The organism is Micromonospora avicenniae, assembly GCF_900156065.1.
Classification (GTDB): Bacteria; Actinomycetota; Actinomycetes; order Mycobacteriales; family Micromonosporaceae; genus Micromonospora; species Micromonospora avicenniae.
The window spans coordinates 22,571-37,174 of record NZ_FTNF01000018.1 but is presented as its reverse complement, the minus strand read 5'-3'; the positions used below and the strand labels follow the sequence as shown (position 1 = coordinate 37,174).

The 14,604-nt window shown below is 70.0% G+C and carries 13 protein-coding genes, 1 tRNA gene and 2 pseudogenes; 4 read left to right on the top strand and 12 right to left on the bottom strand.

Features of this window, described 5'->3' with window-relative positions; all coding sequences use genetic code 11:
• Positions 1-2: 2 nt before the first annotated feature.
• Positions 3-341 (top strand): YciI family protein, encoded by a 339-nt coding sequence (locus BXA10_RS23385; RefSeq protein ID WP_076473020.1) that lies wholly within the window; start codon positions 3-5, stop codon positions 339-341.
• Positions 342-555: 214 nt separating this feature from the next.
• Here BXA10_RS23385 and BXA10_RS23380 read toward each other — a convergent pair whose 3' ends face one another.
• On the bottom strand, positions 556-900 hold the full coding sequence (locus tag BXA10_RS23380) for a hypothetical protein (protein WP_139338103.1): 345 nt from the start codon (positions 898-900) through the stop codon (positions 556-558).
• Positions 901-1,034: 134 nt separating this feature from the next.
• Here BXA10_RS23380 and BXA10_RS32600 point away from each other — a divergent pair.
• A pseudogene (locus BXA10_RS32600) lies at positions 1,035-1,240 on the top strand (MerR family transcriptional regulator).
• Positions 1,240-2,304 (top strand): annotated as a pseudogene (locus tag BXA10_RS23370) (site-specific integrase); the annotation flags it as partial. The pseudogenes BXA10_RS32600 and BXA10_RS23370, both read left to right, overlap by 1 nt.
• A gap of 303 nt (positions 2,305-2,607) precedes the next feature.
• On the opposite strand, the gene BXA10_RS23365 reads toward BXA10_RS23370, so the two are convergent.
• The 9 genes from BXA10_RS23365 to ald form a co-directional block, all read right to left on the bottom strand.
• Positions 2,608-2,681 (bottom strand) — tRNA-Pro (locus BXA10_RS23365).
• A gap of 427 nt (positions 2,682-3,108) precedes the next feature.
• On the bottom strand, positions 3,109-4,512 hold the full coding sequence (gene der, locus BXA10_RS23360) for a ribosome biogenesis GTPase Der (protein ID WP_076472968.1): 1,404 nt from the start codon (positions 4,510-4,512) through the stop codon (positions 3,109-3,111).
• A gap of 67 nt (positions 4,513-4,579) precedes the next feature.
• Positions 4,580-5,260, bottom strand: a complete 681-nt coding sequence (gene cmk / locus BXA10_RS23355; RefSeq protein WP_076472967.1) for a (d)CMP kinase — start codon at positions 5,258-5,260, stop codon at positions 4,580-4,582.
• A gap of 189 nt (positions 5,261-5,449) precedes the next feature.
• The gene (locus BXA10_RS23350) at positions 5,450-6,214 is read right to left on the bottom strand and encodes a pseudouridine synthase (protein ID WP_076472966.1); all 765 of its coding nucleotides are present in this window, start codon (positions 6,212-6,214) and stop codon (positions 5,450-5,452) included.
• The gene (scpB, locus tag BXA10_RS23345) at positions 6,201-7,106 is read right to left on the bottom strand and encodes an SMC-Scp complex subunit ScpB (RefSeq protein ID WP_076472965.1); all 906 of its coding nucleotides are present in this window, start codon (positions 7,104-7,106) and stop codon (positions 6,201-6,203) included. The genes BXA10_RS23350 and scpB overlap by 14 nt, the downstream gene beginning before the upstream one ends.
• A 4-nt stretch (positions 7,107-7,110) precedes the next feature.
• Complete coding sequence (locus BXA10_RS23340) at positions 7,111-8,214, bottom strand: segregation and condensation protein A (protein WP_076472964.1); 1,104 nt, start codon at positions 8,212-8,214, stop codon at positions 7,111-7,113.
• A gap of 41 nt (positions 8,215-8,255) precedes the next feature.
• On the bottom strand, positions 8,256-9,179 hold the full coding sequence (locus tag BXA10_RS23335) for a ParA family protein (RefSeq protein WP_076472963.1): 924 nt from the start codon (positions 9,177-9,179) through the stop codon (positions 8,256-8,258).
• Positions 9,180-9,381: 202 nt separating this feature from the next.
• Positions 9,382-10,374, bottom strand: a complete 993-nt coding sequence (locus BXA10_RS23330) for a site-specific tyrosine recombinase XerD (protein ID WP_076472962.1) — start codon at positions 10,372-10,374, stop codon at positions 9,382-9,384.
• A gap of 12 nt (positions 10,375-10,386) precedes the next feature.
• On the bottom strand, positions 10,387-11,502 hold the full coding sequence (ald, locus tag BXA10_RS23325) for an alanine dehydrogenase (protein WP_076472961.1): 1,116 nt from the start codon (positions 11,500-11,502) through the stop codon (positions 10,387-10,389).
• Positions 11,503-11,786: 284 nt separating this feature from the next.
• On the opposite strand from ald, the gene BXA10_RS23320 reads away from it, so the two are divergent.
• The gene (locus BXA10_RS23320; protein WP_076472960.1) at positions 11,787-12,062 is read left to right on the top strand and encodes a TM2 domain-containing protein; all 276 of its coding nucleotides are present in this window, start codon (positions 11,787-11,789) and stop codon (positions 12,060-12,062) included.
• Between the two features lie 69 nt (positions 12,063-12,131).
• Here the strand turns inward: BXA10_RS23320 and BXA10_RS23315 are convergent, their stop codons facing one another.
• Together BXA10_RS23315 and BXA10_RS23310 are read right to left on the bottom strand one after the other, a co-directional pair.
• The gene (locus BXA10_RS23315) at positions 12,132-12,737 is read right to left on the bottom strand and encodes an NUDIX domain-containing protein (protein ID WP_076472959.1); all 606 of its coding nucleotides are present in this window, start codon (positions 12,735-12,737) and stop codon (positions 12,132-12,134) included.
• A complete protein-coding gene (locus tag BXA10_RS23310; RefSeq protein ID WP_076472958.1) occupies positions 12,734-14,500 on the bottom strand; it encodes a CTP synthase in 1,767 nt (588 codons plus the stop codon). The genes BXA10_RS23315 and BXA10_RS23310 overlap by 4 nt, the downstream gene beginning before the upstream one ends.
• Between the last annotated feature and the right edge of the window lie 104 nt (positions 14,501-14,604).

Below are 14,604 nucleotides of genomic sequence, written 5' to 3'. Positions count from 1 at the left end.
CGATGAGCACGAACGTGACTGACGAGCAGATCCAGAAGTTGGCGGCGACCGCTAAGCCCTACAGCCTGGTGCAACTTCGCTGGGGCCCGGACCGGCACCAGGACGGGGCTGAGGCGATCGAGCGCGAACACCAACGACGCATGGTGTCCCTGCGCGCCGATGGCGTGATCGCGATCCTGTGTCCGGTCATCTCCGACAGCGTGGCGGGCGTAATGATCATGAATGTGCCGATCGAGGCGGCCCGAGAGATCATGGCCGCAGACCCCTGCGTGCAGGCCCGAATGATGACCTGCGACGTCCTCCCGTGCCTCAGCTTCCCCGGCGACACTCTGCCCGGATGAGCAGCATCACCGCACTCCGTTCGCCCAGTGAGGCCGCCGCCGCCATGGCCCGCGCCCGACACCAAGCTGGCCTCGACGCGCTGGCCGCCCACGGTACGGGCCATTCCATCGCCGCTTGACACGTACGTGTCAGCACCCACACCTCGCCCGGTGCTCGATCTTGGACAACTCCACAACGTTTCAACCATCGAACTGAGCGCTCCAGACCTGGGTGTCAGGTGAGGGCGCACCTCGCGCCGCAGGCCGGGCAGTACGCACGCTTGGCATTCGAAGCCAGGTCCGTAGCGCACTTCGCACAGTGGCCCTCCTCCCATAGACCCTGGTCGGGTCCAAGGCCACCGTCGTAATAGTCGCGGTCAGGCCAGGCGACGAGGGCGAGGTCAGGTACGTCCGACACGTCCTCATCCTTGTTCGCGGTGGCCAGGACCAGCGTCGTTCGAAGGCCGTACTCGTCCTCCGTGTAGTGCGGCAAGACGCGCCGCAAGACATCTACGAGTTCGTGGACCGGTAACTCCAGGAGCTGTTTGGCGAGGCGGTCACGATCTTCATCCGCAGTCACACAGCCGACCATACGCGGGGCTCCACGGCCCCTCCGAAAGCTGCGTTCGGGCCATCCACCGAAGCAGCACTCGCTATCAACCAAGCCCGTTGGCGGAAACCGTGCCAAGGTCACCACCCCTAAGGAGACATCACATGGATAGAGGTCCTGTTCCGGTCGTTCCGAAGTGGCACTCCCCCGCCGAGGTCGCCGCGATCCTCGGCTACGGCTTGTCCAAGGTGAAGATGAAATCGCCACCGGCGAACTGCGCTCAGTCAGGGACGGCAAGTACTGCCGCGTCCCGCCGGAGTGGATCGATGAGTACATCCATGCTCAGATCGAGCGGCAGGAGGCGGCCTGATGGCCGGGAAGCGGCGCAACGGCGAAGGCTCCATCTTCCCGTACCGCAACGGGTTCGCCGCCTACGTCTGAGTGACCAAGCCGGACGGCAAACGCGATCGCAAGTACGTCTACGGGAAGAGCCGCGATGAGGTCCACGACAAGTGGGTGAGACTGCACCAGCAAGCCAAGGCTGGTCCGGTCGCCACGAACGTCCCCACCGTGGCGAACTACATGACGTACTGGCTCGCCGAGATCGTGGAGCCGAACCTCGCCCCCCTGACCTTCGCCACCTACGAGACGCTGAGCCGCCTGTACATCGTTCCCGGACTCGGCGCCAAGCGGCTCGACTGTCGGCTGTCCGTACGGGACGTGCAGACCTGGCTGAACAAAGTCGCGAAGACGTGCCAGTGCTGCGCCCAGGGCAAGGACGAACGTCGGCCACCGGAAAACCGGAAATGCTGCGCGGTTGGCCGGTGCTGCCAAGACCTTCCCTCCGCTCGCACCGTCAAGGGCATCCGCGCTGTGCTCCGCTCCGCACTCTCTCAGGATGTGGTGGAGGAACTGGTTATGAAGAATGTCGCGGCTCTCGTGAAGCTTCCGCCGATCCGCGCCAGAAAGGGCAAGTCGTGGAGCAGCGAGGAAGCCCGCGCGCATTCCTAGAGTCGTCCCGCGACGGCGACGACTACCTGTACGCCGCCTACGTCCTGGTCCTCGTGCTCGGCCTACGCAAGGGAGAAGTCCTCGGGCTCACCTGGGACCACATCGAGTGGGACGGCTGGGACAAGCCTTGCACTCCGCACGGTGAGGAATTCTGCGAGCAATGTCGGGACAGCCACGACATCAGCCTCGTCATCGACAAGCAGCTCCAGCGGGTACGCGGCGAGGCGTGGCACGACACAGGCATGATCTTCACGACCCGTTATGGACTGCCGGTCGAGCTGCGGAACTTCAACCGCTCCTACGACAGCCGTATTGCCAGCGCCGGCGTACCTAAGATCACGGTCCCGCCGCCGGCGTACCTACGGTTCACTCCTGGTCGACCTGGACGTGCATCCCCGGATCGCGATGGCGATCGTGAGACACGGCCAGCTCCTGCATCGATCCACCAAGACGAGGAGTCAGACGCTCCCCTACCGCTGCCAGCCGTCTGTGTCACCGCGCTACGACATCGCTACCGGCAACAGGCGGCCGCCAAGGAGAAGGCTCGGATTTCTCGATCACGATGGAGATCTACAGCCAAGTCTCGTCCAAGGCCAGCCGGGAAGCCCTGCGGAGGCTCGGCGAGAGCCTCGATCAATGAGCCGTTGCGGTACTTCGCTGCTGTACAAGATCAGAAAAGGCCACCTGGAATCTTCCAGATGGCCTCTGACCTGCCGTTTCAGTTTGTCGGGACGGCCGGATTTGAACCGACGACCCCTTGACCCCCAGTCAAGTGCGCTACCAAACTGCGCCACGTCCCGATGCTCCCGCCTGGTCTCCCCTGCGGCAGCCGGTACAGCTTAGCGCAGCTTCCTCACGCCGTCCGCACAGGCCCCACCGGTCACGCACAGCCCTCGGTCTCCCGAGCGGCATGACCGGCCGCACCACCGCTAAGGCGTCCTAGGCAGATAGGTAGGAGCGCGACTGGGCTCTCGGTCAGGTCGAGCTGCCGATCCAGCCCACCGCCGCTGACGGGTGCCGGCTTGATCCACTCGGGCTCCATGAAGTCGGGGTGTCCGCTCGGGTCGGTTAACCCGACTCCAATGAACCCGAGTTGATCAAGCGGAGGCACGGCCCCGGAAGGCCGAGCGGACGAAGCCGGGCCGGGAGGCGGGACCCAGAAGGCCGAGCGGACGAAGCGGGCCGGGTCGGGGAAGCCCCGACCCGGCCCGCTCGTGGATCAGACGGTCAGCCGTGCGCCTTGCCGCGGCCGCCGGGGCCGACCTTCTTGCGCGGGCGTACCGAGATCTCGATCGGGCTGCCCTCGAAGCCGAACTCCTCGCGGAGCTTGCGCTCGACGAACCGCTGGTAGCCGGCGTCCAGCGGCCCGGTGGTGAACAGCACGAAGCGTGGCGGCGCCGCGCCGGCCTGGGTGGCGAAGAGGATCCGCGGCGCCCGACCGCCCCGCACCGGGTGCGGGGTGGCCTGTACGAGAGCCGTGAGCCACTGGTTGAGCCGCGACGTCGGGATGCGGGTCTCCCAGCTGGCGAGCGCCTTGTTCAGCGCCGGAGCGAGCTTGTCGACCGCGCGGCCGGTCACCGCCGACAGGTTCAGCCGGATCGCCCACGGGATCCGGCGCAGTTCCCGGTCGATCTCCTTGTCCAGGTAGTACCGGCGGTCGGCGTCGACCAGGTCCCACTTGTTGAAGGCGATCACCAGGGCCCGGCCGGCTTCGGTGACCATCGACAGGATCCGCTGGTCCTGTTCGCTGATCGGCTCGCTGGCGTCGAGCAGTACCACCGCGACCTCGGCCGCCTCGATGGCCGAGGCGGTACGCAGGCTCGCGTAGTACTCGGTGCCGCTGGCCTTGCCGACCCGCTTGCGCAAGCCTGCGGTGTCGACCAGGTGCCAGGTCTCGCCGCCGATCTGCACGAGGCTGTCCACCGGGTCGACGGTGGTGCCGGCGACCGAGTCGACAACTGCCCGCTGCTCGCCGGAGAAGCGGTTCAGCAGGCTGGACTTGCCAACGTTCGGTCGGCCGACGAGCGCCACCCGGCGCGGGCCGCGCGGCCCGTGCTCGACGATCGCCGGCGCCTCCGGCAGCGCGGCCATGATCGCGTCGAGCAGGTCACCGGAACCCCGGCCGTGCAGGGCCGATACCGGCAGCGGTTCGCCCAGGCCGAGTGACCACAGGGAGGTCGACTCCATCTCGATGGAGGTGTTGTCGGCCTTGTTCGCCACCAGGATGACCGGCTTGGCGCTGCGGCGCAGCATCCGCACCGCGGCCTCGTCCACATCGGTCGAACCGACCATCGCGTCGACCACGAAGAGCACCACGTCGGCCGTCGCCACGGCCGTTTCGGCCTGCGCGGCGATCGCCGCCGCCCGGTCCTTCGCGTCCGGTTCCCAACCGCCGGTGTCCACCACGGTGAACGCCCGGCCGGCCCACTGCGCGTCGTACGGCACCCGGTCCCGGGTCACCCCGGGGACGTCCTCGACGACCGCCTGCCGGCGACCGATGATCCGGTTGACCAGCGTCGACTTGCCGACGTTCGGCCGGCCTACGACGGCCACCACCGGCTGCGGGCCGGTCGGTTCCCCGGTGTCGAGGTCCGGCTCCTGCAGGTCGACCCAACCGCCGCCGTCACTCATGCCGACACCTCCTTCCGGTCCGCGCCGGCACGAGGCTCAACCGCGTTGGATCCGATGTTCTGCTCGCTCATGCCACTCCCCGCTCCGTGAGCAGGGCGTGCAACCGCTGGACGACCTCGTCGATGCCCAGCTCGGTGGTGTCCAGCACTACCGCGTCCGACGCCTGCTGCAACGGCGAGGTCTTGCGGGTCGAGTCCAGGTGGTCGCGGCGGGCCAGGTCCGCGGCGGTGACCACCGCATCGGTGGCGTCCTCGGCGCTGCGCCGGGCCGCCCGGGCGGCCTCGGACGCGGTCAGGTAGACCTTGAGGTCGGCGTCCGGCGCCACCACGGCACCGATGTCCCGGCCCTCCACCACGATCCGTCCGGCGTTCGCGATCATCTCCTGCTGCCGGGCGACGAGCAGCGCGCGTACGGCCGGCACGGCCGCCACGGCGGAGACGGCCTGGGTCACCTCGGGCCCACGGATTTCCGCGTCCACGCTGACACCGTCAGCGGTCACGCCGTACCCCTGCGGGTCGGTTCCGATGCGCAGGTCCACCTCCTGGGCGACCTTGGCCACGGCCTCCGCGTCGGTGAGGTCGACGCCGGAGCGCAGCACCGCCCAGGTGATCGCCCGGTACATCGCCCCGGTGTCCAGGTAGCGGGCGCCGATACCGGCGGCCAGCCGTCGGGAGACGGTGGACTTTCCCGAACCGGACGGCCCGTCCACAGCGACCACACATCGCCCGGCCCGCACGTTGTCTTCCACCGTCGTCCTCCTCAGCCCGTACCTCACGGGTCGCCGGCCTTCCGGCGCCGTGAGCGGATGTTCCTGGTCAATGATGCCCGCCGCTCCGAGGCGGAGCGCGCGCGACGCCGTCGGGCGCGACCCGCGCCACCGCGCGGCCGGCACCCGACCGTCACGGAGCCTACCGGCAGCCGTACCCCGTTCGGCGGGTCAGTCACCCACCGCCTTGAACAGCGCGGCGACTTCGGCGTTGGTGAGCCGGCGGGTCCGCCCGGCGCGCAGGTCACCGAGGCGGATCGGCCCGATCGAGGTACGGATGAGCCGGGACACCGGGTGCCCGGCCTCGGCCAGGATCCGCCGGACGATGTGTTTGCGTCCTTCGTGCAGGGTCAACTCGACCTGGGCGGTTCGTCCCAGGGTGTCCACCACCCGGAACGAGTCCACCTTCGCCGGGCCGTCCTCCAGCTCCACGCCGGCCATCAACCGCTTGCCGAGGTTGCGCGGGATCGGCCCGGACACCTCGCAGAGGTACGTCTTGGGCACGCCGTAGGACGGGTGCATGAGCCGGTGCGCCAGGGTTCCGTCGTTGGTGAGCAGCAGCAGGCCCTCACTGTCGGCGTCGAGCCGCCCGACGTGGTAGACGCGCTGCTCGACCCGGTTGCCGAGGAAGTCCGCGAGCGCGGTGCGCCCCTTCTCGTCCGCCATGGTGGAGACGACACCGCGTGGCTTGTTCATGGCCAGGTAGACCAGCCGGGTGTCGGTGACCAGCCGCTCCCCGTCGACGTGGATCACCGCGGTGGCCGGGTCGACCTTGTCACCGAGCTGCGCGACCCGCCCGTTGACGGTGACCCGGCGCCGGAAGATCAGGTCCTCGCAGGCGCGTCGGGAACCCACACCGGCGGCGGCCAGCACTTTCTGCAGGCGCTCGGTGCCCTCTGGGGCGTCGGTGTGAGGGGTGCGGTCATCGCGTGACATCGCTCAGCTCTTCCACATCATCGGGCAGGAACGGCGCGAGCGGCGGCAGCTCGTCGACACTGTTCAAACCCAGCTTCTCAAGGAACAGGGTGGTGGTCCGGTAGAGGAAGGCGCCGCTTTCCGGCTCACTTCCGCACTCCTCCACCAGGCCGCGGGTGACCAGGGTACGGATCACCCCGTCACAGTTGACACCCCGGATCGCCGAGATTCGTGAGCGGGTGACCGGCTGCTTGTAGGCGACCACGGCGAGCGTTTCCAGCGCCGCCTGGGTCAGCCGTACCGACTGCCCGTCAAGCACGAACCGCTCCACGTAGCCCGCGTATTCCGGGCGGGTGTAGAGACGCCAGCCACCGGCGGCGCGGCGCAGCTCGAAACCGTGCCCGGACGCGGTGTAGCCGGCGGCGATCTGGTCCAGCATCGCGCCGACGCGGGCTGCCGGCTGTTCCAGCACCTCGGCCAGGGTCGCTTCGCTGACCGGCTCGTCCACCACCAGCAGGATCGCCTCGAGCGCCCCGCGCAGCTCGGCCTCGTCGAGCTCCGGCGGGGGTTCCGGAGCCGCGGTCGCCCGCCGTCGGGAAGCCGGCTGTTTCCTGGGTACGCGAGCAGCCGTCCCCTCCACCACGGCGTCCTCCGCAGCCGCCGGGGCGTCGGCGTCCGCCGCGATCTCGGAAACCGGCGGCATCGCCGGGGGCGCCTCCGCGGGCGCCTCCGCGGGCGCCTCCGCGGGCGCCTCCGCGGGCGCCTCCGCGGGCGCCTCCGCGGGCGCCTCCGTTCCAAGATTTTCTTCTTGAGGCGGTGCGGGGGTGTCCCGGGGTGGGGCGGGACGTTGCCAGGGCGGGACCCAGGCAGCGGCCTGGTCGGCCAGGGAGTTGCGGGTCTCCTCGTTGCTCATCGCGTCAATCCTCGCTCGTGCCCGCGTCGCGGCTTCCGGTCGGGTCGGCTGCGGGGTCTGCCGGTCCGGCAGCTGCCGTTTCCGGGGTGCCGGCCTCGGCGGGCGTGCCCGCGTACTCGTCGATCTGCAGGTCCGAGCCGCCGTCGGCGGGACCGGTCCACCGGATGGTCAACTCCTCGAGGGCCTGCTCCTGGACGAAGGCCACCAGCCCTTCGCGGTAAAGCTCCAGCAGCGCCAGGAACCGGGCCACCACCTCCAGGGTGGCCTCGCAGTCGGCGCAGAGCGTCGAGAAGGTCGCGGTGCCGGCCCGGCGCAGCCGCTCGGAGATGATCGCCGCGTGTTCCCGGACGCTGACCCGGACCATGTGCACGTGGGCGATGGAGACCTCGGGAGCCACCTTCGGCGTCATCGCCCGGACGGCGAGCGTACGCAGCCGCTCCGCGCCGATACCGAGCACGAGGTCGGGCAGCGCCTCGGCGTACCGGGGTTCGAGGGAGACCGCGCGCGGGTACCGCCGACCGCCGACCGCCTCCAGGTCGGCGATGAACGCGGCGGCCTCCTTGAACGCCTTGTACTGCAGCAGCCGGGCGAAGAGCAGGTCCCGCGCCTCCAACAGGGCGAGGTCCTCCTCGTCCTCCACCTCGGCGGCGGGTAGCAGCCGGGCCGCCTTCAGGTCCAGCAGGGTGGCGGCGATGAGCAGGAACTCGCTCGCCTCGTCGAGGTCCCACTGGTCGCCCATGGCCCGGATGTAGGCGATGAACTCGTCGGTGACCTGGTGCAGCGCCACCTCGGTGACGTCCAGCTTGTGTTTGCCGATCAGCTGAAGCAACAGGTCGAACGGTCCGGTGAAGTTCGCCAGCCGGACCGTGAAGCCGCTGCTCTCCCCCGCGTCCTCCGGCGACGACCCGCCCCCCGGCTCGGCCTGCGAGCCGGCCGACGAGGGCTCGCCCCCGGGCTCGGTTGGGGAGCCGCCCGACGGTTCCGCCAGTGACGACGGCTCAACCTGCGACGGGAGCCCGGCGTCCGACGCGGCGGCGCCGGGGCCGGCGGCGGGCCCGGACGACGGCTGCTCGGGCGCGGCGGGCTGGTCGAGGGGCGGGGCGGTCACCCGACGACCGTAGTTGACGGGACGCGGAAGGGCACCGGCACCTACCGCTCGGCCTGCGCGGCGATCACCTCGCGGGCCAGCTGGCGGTAGTTGCGGGCCCCGGACGAGGCCGGATCGAGCGTGGTGATCGGAGCGCCCGCGACGGTGGACTCGGGGAACTTGACCGTCTTGGTGATCACCGTCTGGTAGACCTTGTCGCCGAACGCCTCCACCACCCGCTGCAGCACCTGCCGGCAGTGGGTGGTGCGGCTGTCGTACATGGTGGCGAGGATGCCCTCGAGCTCCAGGTCGAAGTTGAGCCGCTCGCGGACCTTGTCGATGGTGTCGAGCAGCAGGGCGACACCACGAAGGCTGAAGAACTCGCACTCCAGCGGGATGAGCACGCCGTGCGCGACGGTCAGCGCGTTGATGGCCAGCAGGCCCAGCGACGGCTGGCAGTCGATCAGGATGTAGTCGTACTCCTTGCGGATCGTCCTCAGCACCCGAGCGAGGGCCATCTCCCGGGCGACCTCGTTCACCAGCTGGATCTCCGCGGCGGAGAGGTCGATGTTGGCGGGCAGCAGGTGCAGCCCCGCCACGTCCGTCTTGATCAGGACGTCCTCGGCCGTGATGTCGTCCTGCATGAGCAGGTTGTAGACCGACAGGTCGAGGTTGTGCGGGTTGACCCCGAGCCCGACCGAGAGCGCGCCCTGCGGGTCGAAGTCGACAAGCAGCACCTTGCGGCCGTACTCGGCGAGCGCGGCACCCAGGTTGATCGTGGTCGTGGTCTTGCCGACGCCGCCCTTCTGGTTGGCCATCGCGATGATCCGGGCAGGGCCGTGCCGGTCGGTGGGCATCGGTTCGGGGATCGGCTTGCGCATCGTGTAGGCGGCCGGATCCGCAGGTCCGAGGTCGTTGCCGAGCGCGGCCTGCTGCTCGCGGAGCTCCGACGTCCACGTCTCGGCACGGTTCTCGTTGCCAGCCATGTCCTCGTTGCCCCCTCCCGACGACCACCCGGCGTCGGAGCCCTCCGACGTCCTTCGCGGCGCCGCTGCGCACCCCGGCCCGACAGCTCTAGGGGATCCGCGCCGATGCCGACTGTACGCCACCGGCCAGCAGGCGGTTCATTACCCGTTCGGCGTGTCGGACGGGCCCCCGCCCGAGCCGGTCCGCGACGACTCGCCGCGGTCAGCCGTGGGCTCGCGGGTGCGCCGTGGCGTACACCTCGCGCAGCCGCTCGACGGTGACCAGTGTGTACACCTGCGTGGTGGTCACCGACGCGTGGCCGAGCAGTTCCTGCACCACCCGCACGTCCGCGCCACCGTCGAGCAGATGGGTGGCGTACGAGTGGCGGAGCGTGTGCGGGGAGACGGCGGCCGGCCCGTCGACCGGGAGGCCGGCCCGTTCGGCGGCCCGCCGCAGGATCGTCCAGGCGCCCTGCCGGGAGAGCGGGCCGCCGCGCGCGTTCAGGAAGACCGCAGGGGTTCCGCGGCCCGCGGCGGCCAGCCCGGGGCGGGCCCGCACCAGGTAGGCCCGGAGCGCCTCGACCGCGTAGCCGCCGACGGGCACGAGCCGTGTGCGGCCACCCTTTCCGTGCAGCAGCACCGTGCCCTCGTCCGGGTCCACGTCGTCCACCGCGGCGCCGACCGCCTCGGAGATCCGCGCCCCGGTGCCGTACAGGAACTCCAGCAGCGCCCGGTCGCGCAACGCGAGCGGCGCTTCCGCACCGGTCACGGCGACCGGGCCGGCGGTTTCCAGCAGCCGGACCACGTCGTCGACCGGCAGCGCGCGGGGCAGCCGGCGCGGCGGCTTCGGCGGACGGACATCCCGGCTCGGGTCGGCCCCCGCCAGCCCCTCGCGCAGCGCGAAGCGGTGCAGGCCGCGCACGGCGCTCGCGGCGCGGGCCGCCGACGAGACGGCCAACGGCGGGTGGTCGTCGTCCCCGCTGCGCAACCGGGCCAGGTGCGCTTCGACGACACCGGCGCCGACCGACGCGAGGTCGCCGATGCCGGCGCCCGCCAGGGTCGCGAGGTAGCGCTCCAGATCCCGGCGGTACGAGGTGAGCGTGTTCGCGGACAGTCCTCGTTCGACGGTGAGGTGGTCGAGGTAGGTGCGCACGGCACGGCGCAGGGCCGGGGCGGGCTCCGCGCCCGCCCCGGCCCGCTCCGCCGTGGCGCTCAGGCCGCGGCCTCGTCAGGCGAGCACGTCGGCCAGCGGCAGGACGCTCATGCCGTGCGCCTCGGCCACCGGACCGTACGTGACGCGACCGTCGTGGGTGTTCAGGCCCAGAGCGAGGGCCGGGTCACGGCGCAGCGCCTCACGCCAGCCGTTGTTGGCCAACTCCAGGGCGTACGGCAGGGTGACGTTCGTCAGCGCGTACGTGCTGGTGTGCGGCACGGCGCCGGGCATGTTCGCCACGCAGTAGAAGATCGAGTTGTGCACCCGGTACGTCGGGTCGGCGTGCGTGGTGGGACGGGAGTCCTCGAAGCAGCCGCCCTGGTCGATGGAGATGTCGACGAGCACGCTGCCCGGCTTCATCCGGGAGACCAACTCGTTAGAGATCAGCGTCGGGGCCTTGGCGCCGGGCACCAGCACCGCGCCGATCACCAGGTCCGCGTCGAGCACCGCACGCTCGATCTCGTACGCGTTGGAGGCGACCGTCTGCAGGTGGCCCCGGTAGATGGCGTCGGCCTGGCGCAGCCGCGCGACGTTCTTGTCCAGCAGCAGCACCTCGGCCTGGAGGCCGAGCGCGATGGCGGCGGCGTTCATGCCGGACACGCCGGCGCCGATGACCACGGTCTTGGCCGCGTACACGCCGGAGACGCCGCCCATGAGGACGCCGCGACCGCCACCCTGCGCCTGCAGGTGGTACGCGCCCACCTGCGGCGCGAGTCGGCCGGCCACCTCGGACATCGGGGCGAGCAGCGGCAACGACCGGTCCGGCAGCTCCACCGTCTCGTACGCGATGCCTGTCACCTTGCGGTCGAGCAGCGCGTCGGTGCACTCCTTGGACGCGGCCAGGTGCAGGTAGGTGAAGAGCACCTGCCCCTCGCGCATCCGGTGGTACTCCTCGGCGATCGGCTCCTTGACCTTGAGTACCAGCTCGGCGGTCTCCCACACCTCGTCGGCCGTGGCGAGGATCTTGGCGCCGGCCGCGGTGAAGTCGTCGTCGGAGATGCTGGACCCGACGCCGGCACCGGCCTCGACGAAGACCTGGTGACCGCTGCGGACGAACTCGTTGACGCCCGCCGGCGTGATCGCCACGCGGTACTCGTGGTTCTTGACCTCGCGTGGGATTCCGACCTTCACGATGCAGACACCTCTCTCCGGGGCGGCGCACTCCCCCGACTGCGCGGTGCGCGCCGGCCCCTTTGCCGCCGCGGTCCACCGGTCCCGCCGGCGGCAGTCTAGGCGCGCCGTGACCCCGTCAGGGCCAGCAGAGTGATATCCGGTGCAAGAGCCCCCTGACGGACTGTCAGGTGTCGCGCGGTGGACGTCGCTATCAGCCGTCAGGACAATGTTCGTCCGTCATCGTCCCATCAACGGGGTGCCGCTGCGGACAGGACGCGTGTGGATCACTAGGGTGTCGCCTCATGACCACTCCTCCTTACCCGCCCGGGTACCCCCAGGGACCCGGGTATCCGCAGGGCGTTTCTGACAAGAGCAAGGTCGTCGCGGGCATCCTGGGCATCGTGCTCGGTTCGTTGGGCGTCGGCCGGTTCTACATGGGCCACACCAAGATCGGCGTGCTGCAGCTCGTCGTGACCCTGGTGACGTGCGGCGTCGGCGCCCTCTGGGGCTTCATCGACGGCATCCTGATCCTGGTCAACGGTGGCGTCGACGGACAGGGTCGCCCGCTGCGCGACTGACATCCGGCAACACGGAAGGGGCCGTGCGGCGTACCGCACGGCCCCTTCTCGTCGCGAGAGAATCGCGGGTCAGCGCACCAGCGGGGCGTCCGCCCGGCGCAGCGCCGACCAGCCGGTGTCGCGGGCCCGCGCCGCGGCGAGCAGCCCGGCCACGCAGGACGCGTTGGTGATCTCACCGGCGAGCACCATGGCGACGGCCTCGTCCAGGTCGATCCGTACGACCTGGAGGTCGGCCTCCTCGTCGCGCCGCTCGTGCCGCCGCTCGGGCGGCACGTCCGCCAGGTCCCGGGCCAGGAACACCCGGACCAGCTCGTCGGTGAAGCCGGGCGAGCTGTGCAGGTCGACCAGCACGTCCATCCGCCCGGCGGTCAGGTCCACCTCCTCGGCCAGTTCCCGCGCCGCCGCGGCGGCCAGGTCCTCCCCGGAGACGTCCGTCAGGCCGGCCGGCAGCTCCCACAGGCGCCGCCCGACCGGGTGCCGGTACTGGCGGATCAGCGCCACCTGGCCGGCGTCGTCCAGCGCCACCACCGCCACCGCACCGACGTGCCGGACGATGTCGCGCGGCGCGGTGCCGCCGCCCGGCATGGTCACCTCCTCGGTGACCACGTCAAAGATCCGGCCCGACCAGCGCTGCTGCCGGGAACGGACCTCGTAGCGGTGCTCGACGGCGCTCACGACGCCGACGCCGCCTTCGCCGCGGCCCCGTTGCGGGCGGCCTTCTCGGCGGCCCCGTTGCCGGCGGCCTTCTCGGTGGCCGGCGCGTCCAGGTCGACGGGGAGCTGGTCGGCCTGGGAGTAGGTGATCGCGGCTTTGACGAACGAGGCGAACAGCGGGTGGGGTCGGGTGGGTCGGCTCTTCAGTTCGGGGTGGGCCTGGGTGGCGACGAAGTAGGGGTGCAGGCTGCGGTCGAGTTCGATGAACTCGACGAGCCGGCCGTCCGGGGAGGTACCGGAGATGTGCAGACCGGCCTTGGTGAGCTTGTCCCGGTAGGCGTTGTTCACCTCGTAGCGGTGCCGGTGCCGCTCACTGATCTCCGTGCTGCCGTACGCCTGCGCCACGAGGGAACCGTCGGTGAGTTTCGCCGGGTACGCGCCCAGGCGCATGGTGCCACCCAGATCGCCCTTACCGGCCACGATGTCCTGCTGATCGGCCATCGTGGCGATCACCGGGTGCCGGGCCTTCTCGTCGAACTCCACACTGTTGGCCCCGTCGAGACCGGCCAGATGCCGGGACACGTCGATGGTCATGCACTGCAGACCGAGACACAGACCCAGCAGCGGAATCCGGTTCTCCCGCGCGTACCGCGACGCGCCGATCTTCCCCTCGATACCCCGCACCCCGAACCCACCCGGGATGACGATGCCGTCCACCCCGGCCAGGGCGGCCGACGCCCCCGCCACGGTCACACACTCGTCGCTGGGCACCCACCGCAACTGCACCCGCGCCCGGTGACCGAACCCGGCCGCCCGGATCGCCTCACTGACCGACAGGTACGCATCCGGCAGATCCACATACTTACCCACCACCGCGACGGTCACCGTGTGCCGCGGCTGGTGCACCCGCTCCAGCAGATCATCCCAGCTGGCCCAGTCCACATCCCGGAACGACAACCCGAGCCGACGCACCACGTACGCGTCCAAGCCCTCCCGGTGCAGCACCTTCGGAATGTCGTAGATACTCGGCGCGTCCGGCGCGGCCGTGACCGCCTCCCGATCCACGTCGCAGTACAGGGACAACTTCTCCTTCACCTTGTCCGGGATGTCCCGGTCACAGCGCAACACCAACGCGTCCGGCTGAATACCGATACTGCGCAACTGCGCCACCGAATGCTGCGTCGGCTTCGTCTTCAACTCACCCGACGGCGCCAGATACGGCACCAACGACACATGCAGATAGAAACAGTTGTCCCGGCCCAGATCGTGACGGACCTGCCGGATCGCCTCCAAGAACGGCAACGACTCGATGTCACCGACGGTGCCACCCACCTCGGTGATCACCACATCCGGCACCTGACCGTCGGCGTCCGGGTCGGCCATGCCGAGGATCCGGGACTTGATCTCGTTGGTGATGTGCGGGATCACCTGCACCGTGTCACCCAGATACTCGCCGCGGCGCTCCTTGGCGATCACCTCGGAGTAGATCTGGCCGGTGGTGACGTTCGCCTTCCCCGACAACGCCCGGTCCAGAAACCGCTCGTAATGCCCCACGTCGAGGTCCGTCTCCGCACCATCCTCGGTGACGAACACCTCACCGTGCTGGAACGGATTCATCGTCCCCGGGTCGACGTTCAGATACGGGTCGAGTTTCTGCATCACCACACGCAACCCGCGCGCGGTCAACAAATTGCCGAGGCTGGAGGCGGTCAACCCCTTACCCAGCGAGGAGGCAACGCCCCCAGTGACGAAAATATGCCTGGTCGTCCGTGCTGAAGGGGCCAAGGCCTGCTCCCGTGTCGTCCGTAGCGGTCGTGCAGAACGCCGAGCCGATCAGCAAAGTGATCACGCGATCCACGGGATTCCACGGTAACACCTCTACGGCGGTG

Coding starts and splice junctions, on each gene's coding strand:
- BXA10_RS23385 (WP_076473020.1), top strand. CDS start 3: ATGAGCACGAACGTGACTGACGAGCAGATCCAGAAGTTGGCGGCGACC.
- der (WP_076472968.1), bottom strand. CDS start 4,512: ATGAGTGACGGCGGCGGTTGGGTCGACCTGCAGGAGCCGGACCTCGAC.
- BXA10_RS23350 (WP_076472966.1), bottom strand. CDS start 6,214: ATGTCACGCGATGACCGCACCCCTCACACCGACGCCCCAGAGGGCACC.
- scpB (WP_076472965.1), bottom strand. CDS start 7,106: ATGAGCAACGAGGAGACCCGCAACTCCCTGGCCGACCAGGCCGCTGCC.
- BXA10_RS23335 (WP_076472963.1), bottom strand. CDS start 9,179: ATGGCTGGCAACGAGAACCGTGCCGAGACGTGGACGTCGGAGCTCCGC.
- BXA10_RS23320 (WP_076472960.1), top strand. CDS start 11,787: ATGACCACTCCTCCTTACCCGCCCGGGTACCCCCAGGGACCCGGGTAT.